The 15,412-nt window shown below is 64.1% G+C and carries 14 protein-coding genes and 1 pseudogene; 6 read left to right on the top strand and 9 right to left on the bottom strand.

Annotation, left to right across the window (positions count from 1 at the left end; all coding sequences use genetic code 11):
• The first annotated feature begins 163 nt into the window (after nucleotides 1-163).
• Complete coding sequence (locus BMY68_RS27470) at nucleotides 164-2,089, top strand: TadG family pilus assembly protein (RefSeq protein ID WP_085533713.1); 1,926 nt, start codon at nucleotides 164-166, stop codon at nucleotides 2,087-2,089.
• Here BMY68_RS27470 and BMY68_RS27475 read toward each other — a convergent pair.
• On the bottom strand, nucleotides 2,074-4,842 hold the full coding sequence (locus BMY68_RS27475) for a PAS domain-containing sensor histidine kinase (protein WP_085533715.1): 2,769 nt from the start codon (nucleotides 4,840-4,842) through the stop codon (nucleotides 2,074-2,076). The genes BMY68_RS27470 and BMY68_RS27475 overlap by 16 nt on opposite strands.
• Nucleotides 4,839-5,285 carry a TadE/TadG family type IV pilus assembly protein gene (locus BMY68_RS27480; protein WP_009041994.1) on the bottom strand — a complete coding sequence of 149 codons (447 nt, stop codon included), beginning with the start codon at nucleotides 5,283-5,285 and terminating at the stop codon, nucleotides 4,839-4,841. Before BMY68_RS27480 ends, BMY68_RS27475 begins: the two co-directional genes overlap by 4 nt.
• A gap of 75 nt (nucleotides 5,286-5,360) precedes the next feature.
• Between BMY68_RS27480 and BMY68_RS27485 the strand changes: the two genes are divergently transcribed.
• Entirely contained in the window at nucleotides 5,361-5,858 is a 498-nt protein-coding gene (locus BMY68_RS27485) for a prepilin peptidase (protein ID WP_085533717.1), read from the top strand.
• Between the two features lie 94 nt (nucleotides 5,859-5,952).
• On the top strand, nucleotides 5,953-6,744 hold the full coding sequence (locus BMY68_RS27490; protein ID WP_085533793.1) for a response regulator transcription factor: 792 nt from the start codon (nucleotides 5,953-5,955) through the stop codon (nucleotides 6,742-6,744).
• Nucleotides 6,745-6,841: 97 nt separating this feature from the next.
• On the opposite strand, the gene BMY68_RS27495 is transcribed toward BMY68_RS27490, so the two are convergent.
• From BMY68_RS27495 to cpaB, 6 genes are read right to left on the bottom strand one after another with little or no spacing between them, the layout of a single operon-like run.
• Complete coding sequence (locus BMY68_RS27495; RefSeq protein ID WP_085533719.1) at nucleotides 6,842-7,732, bottom strand: type II secretion system F family protein; 891 nt, start codon at nucleotides 7,730-7,732, stop codon at nucleotides 6,842-6,844.
• 1 nt (nucleotide 7,733) lies between these two features.
• Nucleotides 7,734-8,618, bottom strand: a complete 885-nt coding sequence (locus BMY68_RS27500) for a type II secretion system F family protein (RefSeq protein ID WP_085533721.1) — start codon at nucleotides 8,616-8,618, stop codon at nucleotides 7,734-7,736.
• 18 nt (nucleotides 8,619-8,636) lie between these two features.
• The gene (locus tag BMY68_RS27505) at nucleotides 8,637-9,911 is read right to left on the bottom strand and encodes a TadA family conjugal transfer-associated ATPase (RefSeq protein ID WP_009041999.1); all 1,275 of its coding nucleotides are present in this window, start codon (nucleotides 9,909-9,911) and stop codon (nucleotides 8,637-8,639) included.
• Complete coding sequence (locus BMY68_RS27510; RefSeq protein WP_085533723.1) at nucleotides 9,908-11,098, bottom strand: CpaE/TadZ family protein; 1,191 nt, start codon at nucleotides 11,096-11,098, stop codon at nucleotides 9,908-9,910. Before BMY68_RS27510 ends, BMY68_RS27505 begins: the two co-directional genes overlap by 4 nt.
• The gene (locus BMY68_RS29960; RefSeq protein ID WP_164485829.1) at nucleotides 11,095-11,262 is read right to left on the bottom strand and encodes a hypothetical protein; all 168 of its coding nucleotides are present in this window, start codon (nucleotides 11,260-11,262) and stop codon (nucleotides 11,095-11,097) included. Before BMY68_RS29960 ends, BMY68_RS27510 begins: the two co-directional genes overlap by 4 nt.
• A gap of 20 nt (nucleotides 11,263-11,282) precedes the next feature.
• Entirely contained in the window at nucleotides 11,283-12,221 is a 939-nt protein-coding gene (gene cpaB, locus BMY68_RS27520) for a Flp pilus assembly protein CpaB (RefSeq protein WP_085533725.1), read from the bottom strand.
• A gap of 322 nt (nucleotides 12,222-12,543) precedes the next feature.
• Here cpaB and BMY68_RS27525 point away from each other — a divergent pair, with 322 nt between their 5' ends.
• The 3 genes and pseudogenes from BMY68_RS27525 to BMY68_RS27535 all read left to right on the top strand — a co-directional run.
• A complete protein-coding gene (locus tag BMY68_RS27525) occupies nucleotides 12,544-12,783 on the top strand; it encodes a Flp family type IVb pilin (protein WP_085533727.1) in 240 nt (79 codons plus the stop codon).
• A gap of 71 nt (nucleotides 12,784-12,854) precedes the next feature.
• On the top strand, nucleotides 12,855-13,268 hold the full coding sequence (locus BMY68_RS27530) for a response regulator (protein WP_025807936.1): 414 nt from the start codon (nucleotides 12,855-12,857) through the stop codon (nucleotides 13,266-13,268).
• A gap of 12 nt (nucleotides 13,269-13,280) precedes the next feature.
• Nucleotides 13,281-13,655 (top strand): annotated as a pseudogene (locus tag BMY68_RS27535) (autotransporter outer membrane beta-barrel domain-containing protein); the annotation flags it as partial.
• Nucleotides 13,656-13,718: 63 nt separating this feature from the next.
• Here the strand turns inward: BMY68_RS27535 and BMY68_RS27540 are convergent.
• Entirely contained in the window at nucleotides 13,719-15,389 is a 1,671-nt protein-coding gene (locus BMY68_RS27540; RefSeq protein ID WP_085533731.1) for a ShlB/FhaC/HecB family hemolysin secretion/activation protein, read from the bottom strand.
• Nucleotides 15,390-15,412 lie beyond the last annotated feature (23 nt).

The raw sequence follows: 15,412 nt of genomic DNA on the forward strand, positions 1-15,412 counted from the left end.
GCGGCATTCCACCACGGGGCGAGGGCTGCACGGGCTCTTGCCCCAACGGCACCCTGCCCAAACACAGCGCTGGCAAGTCGCCTGCGTTGTATTCCAGCCTTGACTACACTCCTTTCACCCAGCGGAGATTGCGCCCGGCGGTGCGCCGGCAAAGGAGTGCTCCATGTTTTCCCGCACGCAGTTTTCCGGACCGGCTCGGCAGCGTGGCGCTATTGGTCTGATAGGGGCGTTGGCGTTGGCCACGGCGGTGTTGTGCACCCTGGTGGTGGTCGACAGCGGGCGCCTGTACCTGGATCAGCGCGAGTTGCAGCGAGTGGCCGATAACGCCGCCTTGGAGGCGGTGGCACGGGGCGGCAATTGCCACGCGGGGCTCAGCGCGGCGGCATTCGCCAGAGAAAGCGCGGCGCGCAACGGCTTTGCGGTAGGAGACAACAGACTGCTGACAGCCACCTGTGGCTCGCTGCAGACCGGTGCCGACAACCTGCGCACCTTCAGCCCCAACGCCAGCCAGGCCAGCGCTATCCGAGTGATGGTCAGTGAAGCGGTGCCCACCAGCATTGCCCTCGGCGTAGCCAATCTGTTTTCCGACAAGCCTCTCAGCGACATGACTTCGTTGAGCGCCACGGCGGTAGCCGCCCAACCCAAGCCACCGCTGGCGCAATTGACGATTCGCAGCGCGCTGGTCGATCTCAACCTGTTGAATGGCACCCTCAGCGGCCTGGCGGGTAGCGCGATCAATGTCAGCCTGCTCGGTTGGCAAGGCCTGGTCGATACCGACATCAGCCTGCTCGGTTACCTGAAGCAGCTGGCCATCGACCTGAATGTGAGCGCCGGAAACTACAGCGAACTGCTCGACGTCGATACCGATGTCACTCAACTGCTCCAGACCAGCATCAGCGTGGCCCAGAAGAACGGCGCCACCGCCGAAGTCCTGACGGCCCTGGGCAGCATCAAGGCGGCTGCCATCAATACGGTTCCGGTGAAACTGGGTGACCTGTTGAAGTTGCAGACCGGCACCGCGGACGCCGGGCTGGATGCCAGCGTCCAGCTGCTGAGCCTGGTCGAGGCGTTCCTGCAACTGGCCAGCAGCCAGAGCGCCGCGGCGGTCGAGCTGCCGGTGAGTGTATTGGGGCTGGCGGGCGTCACCACCCGGATCAAGATTGTTTCACCTCCGGAGTTCGCCATTGGCAACCCGGAACTGGCCGCCGCCGACCCGCTGGGGCCCAATCGCATCTATGTGCGTACCGCTCAGGTGCGGGCGTTGCTGACGGTGGATCTCTCGCTGATCAACAGCGTGCTGCAGGCGGTGAATACTTTGCTGTCGCCGGTGGTGGTCACGCTCAATACGGTACTCAGCGCCAATCTCAGCTGTGTGCTCGGTGGCCCCTGCGTAAAGACCGACCTGCTGATCCTGCCGAACGGCGCGAACCTGGATGTCAGCCTCGAAGTGGCGGCTGGCGACAGTCATGTCACCGGCTATACCTGCGTCAGCGACAGCGACAACAGCCTTTCCGTCGACACCACCACCTCCGCGGTCAAGCTCAAGGTCGGTCGGGTGGACGCCAGCAACTGGGCGTCTTCGACCGCTCAAGTCAGCGTGAGCCCGTTGCCGCTGGTGGATATCGGATCGAAGACCTGCGAGGGGCTGCTTGGTCCTTGCGATCCGCGTGTCCCTTTTGCCGGCGGCGGCAGCGAGTTGATGATCGACACCTCGATTGCCGGTACCCACGAGCCGAATTTCACCTTCGTCAATCCGCCGAAAATGAAGCAGGAACTGGCGGACGACGATTGGCACAGCGTGACCGCCTCCAATGTGGTCAGCAGCCTGCGCGCGTCGTTGACCGGCATCACTCTGACTCCGCATTCGCCCAGCATCGGCAGCCTGCTCGGGGTGGTACTCAATACCTTGCTGTCGGCGTTGAACACCGTAGTCGGCCTGCTGGCCACGGCTATCGGCGCCTTGCTCGGCCCGTTGCTGGACCCATTGCTGAACAATGTCCTGGTGGTGTTGGGCATCGATCTGGGCAAGGTCGAGGTGGGCGCCAACCTCACCTGCGGCCAAACCGGCCGGGCCTATCTGGTGATCTGATCGCTCTGTACCAGCGGCAGCTCGATGCAGAAACAGGCGCCTTCGCCGGTATTGCTCACGCTCAGGCGCCCGCCCATGTTCTCGACTATGCCGTAGCTTACCGAGAGCCCCAGGCCGGTGCCCACGCCGACCGGCTTGGTGGTAAAGAACGGTTCGAAGATGCGCCCCAGCAGGCGCGGGTCGATGCCGCCGGCATTGTCTTCGACCAGCAGCCGCACCCGCTGCGCGTCATGCTCGGCGCGTATGGCGATCCAGGGCCGTAAGTCCGGATCCTGTTCGCGCCTGCCGAGTAGCGCATCCCGGGCATTGACCAGCAGGTTGATCAAGACTTGCTCAAGCTGATCGACATGGCCCCGCACCTGCACCTTGAAGTCGATTGGCGCGACACGCAATTCAACGCCTTTGCCGCGCATGCCGTCGGCCAGCAGCGACAGGCAGCCTTCCACCGCCTGGGCCGGATCGAAAGGTTGTTGCTCGATCTCCGAGCTGCGGCCAAACACCCGCATATGGTCCACCACCCGGCCGGCCCGCTGGACCTGGGCATCGATGCGCTTGAGCTTGTCCTGCAGGTAGTCGAGTTGCACGTCGCCGTTGTTCAGGCGCTTCAGCACGTTGACGATGGCCATGCGCATCACATTCAGCGGCTGGTTGATTTCATGGGCCAGCCCGGTGGCCATTTCGCCCAGGGTGGCCATCTTCGCGCTTTGCATGAGTTGCAGCTGGGAGCGCCGGACTTCGGTGTTGTCGCGGCCGACGGCCTGGATCTCCCGCAGGCGTCCTTGTTCGTCGAACACCCCGCGGTCGGACCAGACCCACCAGGCATGTTCGCGCCCCGGCAGTTGCAGGTTGATTTCCGCGGTGCTGACCGGAAATTCCGGGGTCAGCTGGCGGATGCGTTGCACGAAGGCGGCGTGTTGTTCGGCGGATAGCCAATCACCGAGGTTGGCTCCGGCCAGTTGTTCGGGCGGGCATTCCAGGTAGGTCGCCAGGGGCCGGTTACCGAAGGTCAGGGTCAGGTCGGGCAGGTAGCGGCAGATCATCGCCGGGGAGTCTTCCACCAGGATCCGGTAACGCTCCTCGCTGAGTCGTATCTGTTCGGCGGCCAGGGTGGCGTCGGTGACGTCCAGCCACAGGCCGACGGCTTCGACCGGCATGCCCAGGTCGTCGCGCAGCAGCCTGGCCTCGTCGAGCACCCAGTGGTATTCGCCACGGCTGTCGAGCAGGCGGTAGCGGCTGCGCACCGCGCCTTCGCGCAGCAGTTGCCGGTTGCGCTCGAAGTAGCGGTCGCGGTCGTCGGCATGCACCCGTTCCGCCAGTGCGCCGTCCTTGCAGTCGTTCAGGGTCCAGCCGAGCAACGGCTGCAGGCTGTCGCTGAAAAACGTCGGCTGCAGCGCACCCTCGACATAGCGCTGGACATAGATCACCGCCGGCGAATGGGCGATCAGGTTGTCCAGCCGGGCGTGGGCCGCGGCGGCCTGCTGCTCCTGGTTCTTGATGTCGCTGATGTCCAGCATGAAGCCGACGAAGCGCTGGTTCTGGCCAATGCCCAGGGCTTGCCCCTGCAGGCGGTACCAGATGGCCGGCAGGTGCGGGTCGGCCCGCTGCAACCGTACGCAGAGCAGCAGCGGTTTGCCCTGTCGCAACTCTTGCAGGCGGCTGCTCAGTTCCTGGCGATCGGCGGGGTGGATCAGGGCCAGCCAGGCCTGCAGCGACAGGCGCCGGGTCTGGGGTTCCAGCAGCAGGTTGAGGGCCAGCTGCGGCGCCAGCTGGATCTCGTTGTCTTGCGGGAACAACTCCCACCAACCGGTGCCGAGCAAACCTTGCAAGGCCTCCAGGCGCTCCAGCTGGTGATGGTGCTGCTGTTCGCGCAAACGTCCGAGCAAGGGCCCGGCCAGGGCGGCGCTCAATTGCAGCCAGTCCCGTTCGCTCAACTGCGGTGCCTGCTGGCGTACCGGGTAGAGGCCGCAGAGCAGCCAGGCCGCGACACCGTGATCGTCGCGAAAGGGCACGACAAAGCCTTCGCTGCTGCCGAACGCATGTTGCAGGCGCGGATGCTCGCCAAGGCCTTGAGTGAAGATCAGCGACTGCGGGGCATTGCCGTTCAGGCTGTCCAGCCCGGTGCCCAGGACCTGGCCCTTGTGCCACAGCTGCGGTGCATCGGCGGCCTGATACAGGCCGTGGATGTACCAGCCCTGTTCCAGGTCGTCGAGCAGTGCCAGGGCGAGGCAGGGGATATGCCAGTGCCGGGCCAGGGCATGGAGTTGCTCATGCAGCACCTCGGGCAGGCGAAAAAGGCTGCACAGACGCAGCTGTTCGCTGATCTGCGCGGCGAACTGCTGGCAGTCCTGGCGTTGCTGCGCCTGCTGGCGTTCCAGCAACAGGTCGCCGATGTCCAGCAGGTGCAGGAGCCAGCCTTGGGTGGACGGTTGCACCCAGCCGCGCAGGTGCAGGGTTTGCCCACCGGCGCCATGGAAGTCCAGGTCGAGCACATGCCCCTGCCAGTCGCCAGGGCTGCCTTCGACACTCAGCGCGCTGTGCGCCAGCAGGTAGTCCAGCAGCGGCACCGGCCCTTCGGCGGCCGGCGGCTGGGCCAGGGCGTGGCGCAACGGGCCGGTCATTTGCAGCACCTGGGCGTTGTGGTCCAGGTGCACCAGCAGGCCGACCCCGGGCGTGGCCAGGGGCGGCGCGGGAGGAAGCGCCTGGGGCGTCGTCCGGCCGAGAAAACGCCCGAGGAGTTTGTCGCCCGAGCTCAAAATTGCAGACTCGACTGGGCGCTGAGGTTCGCGGGCAGGGCGGGCACGCTGCCCAGGCCCGGCAGCACCAGGAAGGGGATGACCTGTCTGAGCTTGTCGGTGGAGTAGTGGACACGGACCGTGAGCAGGCCACCCGCGTAAGTCACGGTGGCATCGCTGGCGTTGTTGGCATTGAAGTTGAAGGCCTGTGGAATCCAGGTCAGTTGCTCGCGCAAGGTGTTCTTCGCGCGTGCTATCAGGGCGGCGTCATAGCCGGGCGTGGCGGGGTCCAGGGCGACGCTGCGCCGCACCGCTTCGGCAGTGGCCTTATTGAAGGACTGCACCATCAGAAGCGGCACGCTGTAGCTGACCAGGGCATAAAACACGGCGAAAAAAATGATGAAGACCATGGCGAACTCGATGGCCACGGCACCTTTTTGTTTTTTTGGCAGGTCGGCTTTCACGGCGGCGTCTACCCTGACTGCTAGTAGGTCATGTCAGCATAGAATCATTCAGCCAGAAGGGATGTTTTTTAACCGATGCAGCATTGGATTCTATTGGCTTGGCTGGGGCTGTGCGCGGTGCAGGATATCCGCCAGCGTCATCTCGCCAACGGCTTGACCCTGGGCGTCGCGCTGCTGGCGCTGGGGTACTTGCTGTGGGCCGGCAACACCTGGCTGGGCGCCGACGCGGTGGAGGGGGGCAGGGCGCTGTTGCTGGCGTTGCTGCTGACCGTGCCGGGCTATGTGCTGGGCAGGATGGGCGGCGGCGACGTGAAGCTCCTGGCGGCCCTGGGGCTGGCGTCCGACCCCCTGCACCTGCTGGGTACCTTCATCGGTGCCGCGTTGGCCAGCGGCCTGTGGTGGTTGCTCGCGCCCAGGCTGTTGCCCGCTGCCGACCAACCGCTGGCAAGGTCTTTGCAGTATCTCGATCCGCGTCAGGGGCAAAAGTACGCCTTTGCCCCTTTCGTCCTGGTCGGCATGGCCCTGACCCTGATTTGGGCCCGCTATTCATGCGGCCTATCTCTATGTACATAGTCGGAAAGTAGTCTACGTTTATTTTGTACCTGCCCGAAGTGGACGCGGCAGGGCAGGAACATTTGTCTTGGGCTTGCCAGGCATGGAGTTGCGCGTGAACAAGCTTATATCCCGCATCAAAGTACTCGTGGTCGACGACCAGCCGTTGATAGTCGAAGAGCTTTGCGAGTTTCTTGAAAGCAGCGGTTATCGCTGCGTCCCTTGTGAGTCCAGCCGCCAGGCGATCCAGCAGTTCAATGAAGATGCCGAAATCGGCCTGGTACTGTGCGACCTGCACATGCCCGATCTCGATGGCATCCAATTGGTGCAGGAACTGCAGCGTATCGCCGGCAAGCATCGGGTTTTCGAGGCCATCATGCTCACCGGCCAGGCCGACAAGCAGGATGTGATCAAGGCCTTGCGCGCCGGCATCGCCGATTACTACCAGAAACCGATCGACCTCGATGAGCTGCTGGCCGGTCTGCAACGCCAGGAGGAAACGTTGCAGGAGCGGCAGAAAAACCTGCAGCTGGGGCACCTGAACCAGAAGCTGCAGTTCCTTTCCGAATCCATTGACGACCTTTACCAGGATCTGGACAAAGTACGTCGCGCGCCACTCGCACCACCGACGACGCAGGCGTCGGACCAGGGCGGCGGCGAGGCGGAGCAGATCGAAATCCCGGCGATCTTCAATCAGCTGTCGCCCCGGCAACTGGATGTGGCCCGCCTGGTAGGCAAGGGGCAGACCAACTACCAGATCGCCTGTGAACTGGGGATCACGGAAAATACCGTGAAGCTCTACGTGTCCCAGGTGCTGCGCCTGACCCATATGCACAACCGCACCCAACTGGCGTTGGCGCTGGCACCGAGCAACTCGGGGTTGCGCCAGCGCGTGACCGCCCACTGACGCATCCCGCCACGCAGTAAACCCCAGCAGTAGCGAGCGAGGGTTTGCTGCGCATGCCGGTCGGCTTTTGCCGCGCAGTGCGGGCCGCTGCGTCCTTCTATTGGTGGGCGAAAGCCCGGGCAATGGCGCTGACGCCAGGTCCGGCCAGGACGATCAGTAACGCCGGGAAGAGAAACAGCATCATCACGACGGACATTTTCGCGGACATCTTCGAGATGTATTCCTGCAGGCGCGTCAGGCGCCGGTCATCGAGCAGCAGCTTGAGCGACTGCAACGACTTCATCGCCCCACCGCCCTGGTAAATCAGCTGTTGCAGGATCACGCAGGTGTCGGTGAATTCATCGACGGCCAGCAGCCGCGCGGACTTGTTCAGTTCGTCCCCCAGTTCCAGGCCGGAATCCACTCGGGCCAGCACCATGCGCAATTCCTGGGTCAGGGCCGGCAGCAGTTTCTGCGCGTCCTTGCTCAACACCCGCAGGGCCTGCTCCACCGCCATGCCCGACTCGAACAGGATGCGCACCAGGGGAATGAAGGTGGAGATATCGACCGCCAGTTGTTTCTGCCGCCTGCCGGCGGCCATGGCCAACAGGCGCTTGGGCAACAGGTAGCCGAGGCTCAGGGCGAACACCGGAGCGACCCAGTGGTTTTTCGCCGCCGGGAAAAATACCGCCTGGATCACCAGGGTCAGGCCCAGGGCGAGAATCGGTGCGCCGATCTGGCAGGCGGCGAACAGCGAGCGTTGCCGCGCGCTGCGCCAGCCCAGGCGGTTGAGCAGCAACTGGGTTTCATTGTCGAGCCGGACCGCGTACTGGCCGACCTTGCTGTCGCCCAGCACGTGCAGCCAGTTGCCGAGTGTGTTGTCGCGCGCCAGGTGCCCCTGCAGGCGCTCGGTGACCTGGCGAGTTCGCCGACGCTGTTCCAGCCAGTTGCCCAGCACCAGCAGCATGGCTGCGAGAAACAACAGTGCACTGATCAGCAAGGCTGTCATGTCAAACACTCCGCAGCATGCGCCACAGCAGCGCGCAGCCGATGACCTGCAAACCGAAGGCGGCCAGCAGCATCATCCGGCCGCCGCTCTGGTTCCACATGCTCATCAGGTAGGTCGGGTTGGCTATCAGGAAATAGCCGGCCAATGACACCGGCAGGGCCGCGAGCACCATCGCCGTGATGCGGGTTTCGCCGGTCATCGCGCGCAGTTGCCGGGCGGCCTGGTCGCGCTCGCGGATCAGCTTGATCAGGTTTTCCAGCAGCTCGCTGGCATTGCCGCCATAGCGGTGGTTGACCTTGAGCCCCAGGGCGAACAGGCGCAGTTCATCGCGCTCGTACAATTCGGCGAAGTCCGCCACCGCATCCGGCAGGTTGACCCCCAGCAACACGTTGCGCTGGACCCGGCCCATGGCGTGTTTCAACGGATTGTCGGCGGCCTCGATGCCGCCCAGCACCGCGTCGGCCAGGGTGCGCCCCGACTTGAGGCTGCGCACGGCATGGTCGAGCAAGGGCGGCAGCTGTTCGATCATGCGCTTGAGGCGCCGCCGGTACAGCCAGCTGATGTACAGGCGCAGCAGCACAGGCGGTGCGACGAGCAGGGCGAGCAGCCCCGGCCACTTGCCCAGCCCATACCCGAGCATGCAACCCAGGGCCCAGACCACCAGCCATAGCCCCAGGCGTTCGGTGGGACGACCGAGGCCCGCGCGCAGAAAGGCCCTTTCGAGCCGGTTCCACGAGGTCTTTTCCACGTTCGGTTGCGGTTGCCCCTGGGCCAGGCGGTCGAGCACCCGGGCGGTGCGGGCCTGGCGCAGGCCGCTGTAGAACATCCAGCCCGACAGCCCCAGCAGGGTCAGGCACAGGAGGGCAAGCAGCACGGGACCTAACATGCGGTGGCGCTCCCAGGCTCAGTTGACGGGCAGGTCGGCGTCGCGTCGCAGCTTGTCGCCAGCGGGGTTGGCCGCTTCGCGCAGAAAGCCGAAACCGCTACGTCGGTTCAGACGGAACAGGGTGTTGGTGACGTAGATGTTTTCGCGTACGCCGACCACTTCCACCACCTCGCTGACGCAGCGCCGGCCATCGGGCAGGCGCGTCAGCTGAATCACCACGTCCAGGGCTGCGCAGATCATCTGCCGCAGGGTGCGTTCGGCCACCTGGCGCCCGGTCAGGCCCACCAGGGTTTCCAGGCGCAGCAGGGCATCCTGGGCATTGTTGGCGTGCACGGTGCTCATGGAACCGTCGTGGCCGGTGTTCATCGCCGTCAGCACATCGAGCACTTCGACGCCACGGATCTCGCCGAGGATGATCCGGTCCGGGCGCATGCGCAGGGCGTTGCGGATCAGGTCGCTGGCCTTGACCTCGCCATGGCCTTCGGCGTTCGGCGGGCGGGTTTCCAGGCGCACCACATGGGGATGGCCCAGTTGCAGTTCGGCCACGTCTTCGATGGTCACCAGGCGTTCGTGAGGGTTGATCAACTGGCTGAGGATATTCAGCAGGGTGGTCTTGCCGGTGCCGGTGCCGCCGCTGATCAGGATGTTGCAACGCTTGCCCACGGCCTCCTGGACGAATTCGAAGATCGCCTGGTCGATGGTCTGCATGGCCATCAGGTCGCTGCTCTTGAGCATGTCCTTGCGGAATTTGCGGATCGACAGGCAAGGGCCGTCGAGAGCGATCGGCGGGATGATCGCGTTGACCCGGCTGCCGTCGGGCAGCCGTGCATCGACCATGGGCGAGGACTCGTCGAGGCGTCGGCCCAGGGGCGCGAGGATGCGTTGCATGACCCGCTCCACATGGTGCGCGTCGATGAAACGCAGGTCGCTCTGGTGCAGCACGCCATCGCGCTCGACGAACACACGGTGCGGGCCGTTGACCAGAATCTCGGTCACCGCCGGATCGCGCAGCAAGACTTCCAGTGGGCCGAAACCGGTGAGTTCGTCCACCAGCTCTTCGGCCAGGCGCTCCATTTCATAGCGGGAAATCGCCAGGTGCAGGCGCGAGATGTACTCGGCCACCTTGTCGGTAATGAAGCGCGCCAGTGCCTGGCGCGAACCTTCCAGCAGGTTTTTCCCCGACTCTTCGATGGCGTCGATGACGTAGCGATGCAGCACCAGTTTCAGGCCCTCGTGATCGGTGTTGCCGACCGGGCTGTGGGACTGGGCGCCGAAAAGTTTCTCTCTGCTCATCGACTTCCCCTGAGGCGTTCGAACCAGCCGGGCTTCGCCGTGGGCAGCCCTTGGGAGCGTCTGGCCAGGCGCTCGCCGAGGGTCTTCAGGGCTTGGGTCAGGCCTTCGCGGGGGGCCAGTTCGAACAGTGTGACGCCCTGGTTTTTCGCGTTGAGGCGTACCTCGGGGCTATAGGCCAGGACCGCGATCACTTCCAGGGCAAAGGTCTTGCCCAGGGTTTCCGCATCCGGAGCGACCCCGCGCAGGTAGCGGTCGACCAATAGGCGGGCGTGTTCCAGCTTCATGCCTTTTTCGCGCCAGAGATTGAGCACCGCCAGGTTGCGGCGGCAGTCGAGCACGCTCTGGTCGGTGTACCAGAGCAACTTGTCGCAATGGCCGACGAAGGTGCGCAGGGCCTCGCTGTCCGGTTGTCCGGTGAGGTTCACCACGATGTGCTGGAAGTGCTGGCGCAGGGCACTGAGCAGCATGTACAACTCGGCGGCGCTGGTGCGCTCCAGCGGCTCGTCATGGCCGGCGTAGGCCAGGATCCGCAGCCCGGCTTCGGTGCTGGTGACGGCACTGTCGATCAGGGTCGCATCCAGGCGCCGCAGATGGCGCAAGGCATCGCCGAAGTGGAACGAGCTTTCCAGCCCCAGCAGCGCCAGGCTGTCGCCGCGCGGCAGGCCCAGGTCGAGCAACAGCGTCTGCTGGCCGCTCTTCTGCACCACCAGCGCCAGATGGCTGGCGAGCAGGGCGCCATCGGCATCGCTCTGGGTGCCGTAGAGCACGGTCAGGCCGCCGAGCTGGGTGCTCGGCGTGACCTGGGGCAGGCGTTTGCTCAGGCGCCGTACCAGGCCGGCGACCTCGCTGGAACGCGAGCCGTAGGCCACGAAGTCGCGGGCTCCGGCGCGCATGGCGTTGAGTACCAGTTGGTTGTCCATGCCGTCGCCCAGGGCGACGATGGCCAGCATCGGCTTGGCCTCCAGCGCGCCCTCGATCAACGCCGACTGGGTGACCACATGCTCGCGATCGAGACCGACGAAGACCAGGCTGGCGAATGTCACATCCACCAGCGCCAGCAATTCGTCGAGGCTGCCGCTGCCCGCGCTGACCACCTGCCCGAGTGGCGCCAGGGCGCCTTGCAGCCATTCCAGGTCGGTGCCGTTGCGGGTGATCGCGAGGAAGGTCTGGCTCAGGTTCTGACTCATTGCGATAGCCCACTGCGTTTGTTGAAGTTGCGGTTTCCCAGGGAGTACGAGGCGTACCCGTCCGGGTCGTGGTTGCGCAGCGATACGTCGCTCTCGACAGGCGCACCATTCGACATCAGGGGCCGGATCAGGCCTTTGAACAGGGACCGGGAATCATTGGACATGAACAGGTGTCCTTGCATGATCAGGGTGTTTGTTGGCTCGCTTCGATGCCGCGTATGACTTCTATCTGGGCGCGACGCGCTGCGGCGTCGAACGTTCTGCCGGTGGAGGGAGAGGGGGTGGACAGGGCCAGCTGGTTGAACTGGATCAGAGACCTGTCGGCGTTTTGCAGATGCTTCGATGCGCTTTTTTCGCCGGCCCAGTAATGCGCCAGGCGTTTCTCGTCGGCGCTGCGTACCGCCAGGCGCAGCACACCGGCTTGAGCCGCGAGCATCAAGCGGCTCAGCAAGGGTTCCGGGACAGCCAGCAACACGCTACGCGCGTTCAGGCGACGCTGATCCTGTTTGAGCTTTTCCTCGGCACTGGCGGGCGGCGAGCCCGGCTTGCCATCGTTGGTCAGGCCCAGTTGCTCGCCAATGCCCAGCACCCGCAGGGCCGGCACCACGACCTGGGCCGAGGGCAGCAGGTTGTTGCTGTCCTGGCGCAGGAACAGCAGCACATCGACGTAGTCGCCAGGGCTCAGTTGCCCGCTGGCGCCGATGACTTCGTCTACCGCGACGGCCAGGGCGCGCTCATCGGCACGGATCATGCGGGCCACGCTGCCCCCGGCTTCGAAGCTTTCCTCGCTCAGCCAGGTCCCCGCCGGCAGCGCCCGCCATGGCGTGCGTCCGATGACTTGATCGAGACTTTTGAGGCTGCCGGCGGGGGCGGTGCGCAGCCGCTCCAGCGTGACATCGCCGGCCTTGATGGGAACGAACGGAGGTATGTCGCGAACCAGCACCGCGACGGGCTGGCGTGTCGCATCTTCGGCGGAAGCAGCGACGGTTTGCACGACGGTGGGGGAAGGCTGCGCTACAGGTTGCGCTGCGGGCCGGCGACTCAATGCCAGGCCCCAGTAACCGGCGATGAGAGCCCCCACCAGAAACACCCCAGCCAAGCCCATAGTGATACGACTGTTCATGATGGCTCTCCCTTTCCCGCTGCATTACCGACTCGCACATCCAATGAGTCAATTTCGCAATCAGGCAGCTATGAACAAGCAACTATTTCGCTATTTGAAGGTAGAACAGCTGCAACAAAACGCCATTACTGTCGAGAAAATAACTTGGCTCATCCGTGCCCTGTCCGATGTCGCGTTTTTTTTGACGCCAAAGGAACGAGCTAATACTTAATGATTAATTCGTTCTTACAGTTGTTGGCTGGAAGTTTGTTGACAATGCTGTGCTGGCACAGGGGAATCATGTTGCAACGCTGCAACACTCAGTGCGTTGAGGAGAAACCAGATGTTCTTCATTCTCGCCACCCAATGGATCACCCTTCAGGCCTCCCGGCTCCTGCGCTTCCTCAAGAATAACGAGGGCGCGTCAGGGATCGAGTACGCGCTTATCGCCGGTATGGTGGCCGTGGCCATTGCGGCATTTGTACCTGACATTTCGAACGCTATCACCGGCACCTTCGAGACTCTGCAAGCGGCGTTGGAGGGCGAAACTGCCGCTGCCCCTGCTGCTCCTAGTGGTGGTTAGTAACACCGGTCCTCAAGGCTTTATCGAGGCGTCGATACCCATCGGTATTCAGTCACTTTCAGGTATTGCCCATGAGCTCCTCTTCGTTTCCACGCCAGCAGCTTCTTCTCGTGGACGATGAAGAGGACGCTCTGCTCGAGCTCGCCGAATTGCTCGAAGGTGAAGGCTTTTGCTGCTTCACCGCGACCTCGGTCAAGCTCGCCCTGGCCCATCTCACTCAACACCCGGACATCGCGCTGGTCATCACCGACCTGCGCATGCCGGAGGAGAGTGGCCTGTCGCTGATCAGGCGCCTGCGCGACCACACCTCCCGCCAGCACCTGCCGGTGATCGTCACCTCGGGGCATGCCGACATGGATGACGTCAGCGACCTGCTGCGCCTGCAAGTGCTGGACCTGTTCCGCAAACCCATCTACCACGTGCGCTTGCTGGAAACCCTGAACACGCTGTTCCCGCAGCCACGCATCCATCTGGTCAATCCCTGAACCTGCGTGATGATCGATTCGTACCGCGAAAAAGGCAGCTCGGCGGCCTTGAATGTCGCCAGCCAGCGTTATGAAGTGGGCGAGCTGGGCATCGGCGCGCGCCTGGCCGCCGCGTTCGATCTGGGCCGGGGCAGCCTGGAGCCGGAAGCCAGGGTCATGGCCTGGCACGACTTCATCGCCGACAGGGCCAACACCACCTCGGCCTTTGTCCTGGGGGGCACGCCATTCACCACCAGCGGCGCATCGCCGGTACGCGACAGTTATGAAACGAGCCTGGGCGCGACCTATCGCGTCGGTGCCTGGAGCCTGGGCGGTTCGTACAACTACCTGACCAAGGCTGACTTCTCTGCCGATACCTTCACCGCCAAGGTGCGCTACGACTTCTGATGCTCGCCTGAACCAGACGACCCGCCTTGGAGCGGGTCGTTTTCGTTTGGCTTGAGGGGCTTTTTACAGCTGGTAGCTGAAACTCAGAGTGTAGCGCGGGCGCCGGTTGTGGGTGTCCAGTGCTTCATCGGACATCGGCCTGGCCGCTTCGAGGGAGATGTTGTAGTACTTGGCGTCGCCAAAGCGCAGGCCGACGGCGGCCGATGACAGGTCGTTGCCCTTGACCGGCAGTTCGTTGAACCAGGTCCGCGAGCGATCCAGCACCACGTACGGCTGGAGGATTCGCAGCCAGCGGTCCTCGCGATTGAAGCTGTAGTTCACCTCATAGGCCGCGCCCCAGCCCTTGTCGCCGGACGCCTGGTCGTCGGGGTAGCCACGGCCGAAGTTCTGCCCGCCGAACACCGCGCGCTCGCTGTCGGGCAGGTTGTCGCGGCTCCAGTACAGGGCCGCCGACAGCACCCCTTGCCAGTTGTCGAAGAACTTGTCGCTCTGCACGCCGGACAGGCGCACGCGGAAGAAGTCCAGGTCGTACAGGTTGTCGTTGGTCTTCGCGCCCAGGGCGTCCAGCCCCTGGTACACCCCGGCACTGAGAATCCTTAGTTGGCGTGCGTTGGCCTTGCGCCAGTCGCCCTCGAAGGCTAGGGCGCGAATGTCGGTTTTCAGTTCGACGCTCTGCGGATAACCGACCACTTGATAGCGGGTCTTGTCGTTGACCGCATACAGGCGCGAACCCAGGATCAGCAGCTCGTTGGGCGCGGCGATGACCGGGTGGCTCAAGCCTATGGAGTAGCGGTCGTTCTCCCGGTGGGGCTTGAGTTCAAGGCCATTGTCGAGCCGCACATTGGTCCCCGGGTCGGCGCGGTAGCGCGTGCCGTACAGGCTCAGCTGGGTGCCTTCGTCATTGAGAAACTGGTTGTAGTCCAGGCGGTAGTAGCGCTCGTGATCGTCCCCCGGCGGGAACAGGCCGCTGAGGGTTACCTGCTCGCCCATGGAGGTCTGCGAGTTGCTGCTGACCGCGAGCAAGGCTTGCAGGCCATTGCGGTTGTCGTCGGTGGTGCTGAGGCTGCTGGTGAACGGTTTGCGGCTGGCCTGGGCAATCAGGTAGGCCGCGCCGTCGGTGGTTCCCGGTGGCGGCACCTGGGCTTGCAGGGTGACCCCGGGAATGCGGCTCATCAGGGTGGTGTAGTGCTCGAAGGTCTTGCGGGTCAGCGGCCGTTCGGCCTTGAGTTTTGCCACCAGTTTGTCGAGGTAGGCCGAGACCGGGCCGATATCGCCCTGCAGCTGGTAGTCCTTGATGTAGCCCTCCACCAGGACCACGCGCACGGTGCCCTGGTCGAAGCTCTGTTGCGGCAGGAACGCATAGGACAACAGGTAGCCGTCCTGCTGGTAGCGGCGGGTGATTTCCCGGGTGGCTTCGATCAGTTGCCCCAGGGTGCTCTCATGGCCGATCAGCGGCTTGTAGATCTCTGCCAGCTCGCTCAGCGGATAGAGGGTGCCGCCCTCGATCTGCACGGTGCTGACGTTGACTGTGGTGCCCATCATCAGGGGCTGGGCCTGGGGTTCCGTGGGGGGCGCCAGTTTGGGCGCCGGGGTCGTGGGTCGGTAGGCGTCGGCCGGCAGGTTGGGTACCGGCAGATTGCGGATGGTTTCGTTGCTATTGAGAAAGCTGGGAAGGTTTTCGGCGTGGACGTATGAGCAAAGCGAGACTAACAGCAAGGGAGCCAAAGCGCGCATAGGACACTCCATGGTCAAGTCGC

Source organism: Pseudomonas sp. NFACC41-3 (assembly GCF_900109505.1).
GTDB lineage: Bacteria > Pseudomonadota > Gammaproteobacteria > Pseudomonadales > Pseudomonadaceae > Aquipseudomonas > Aquipseudomonas chlororaphis.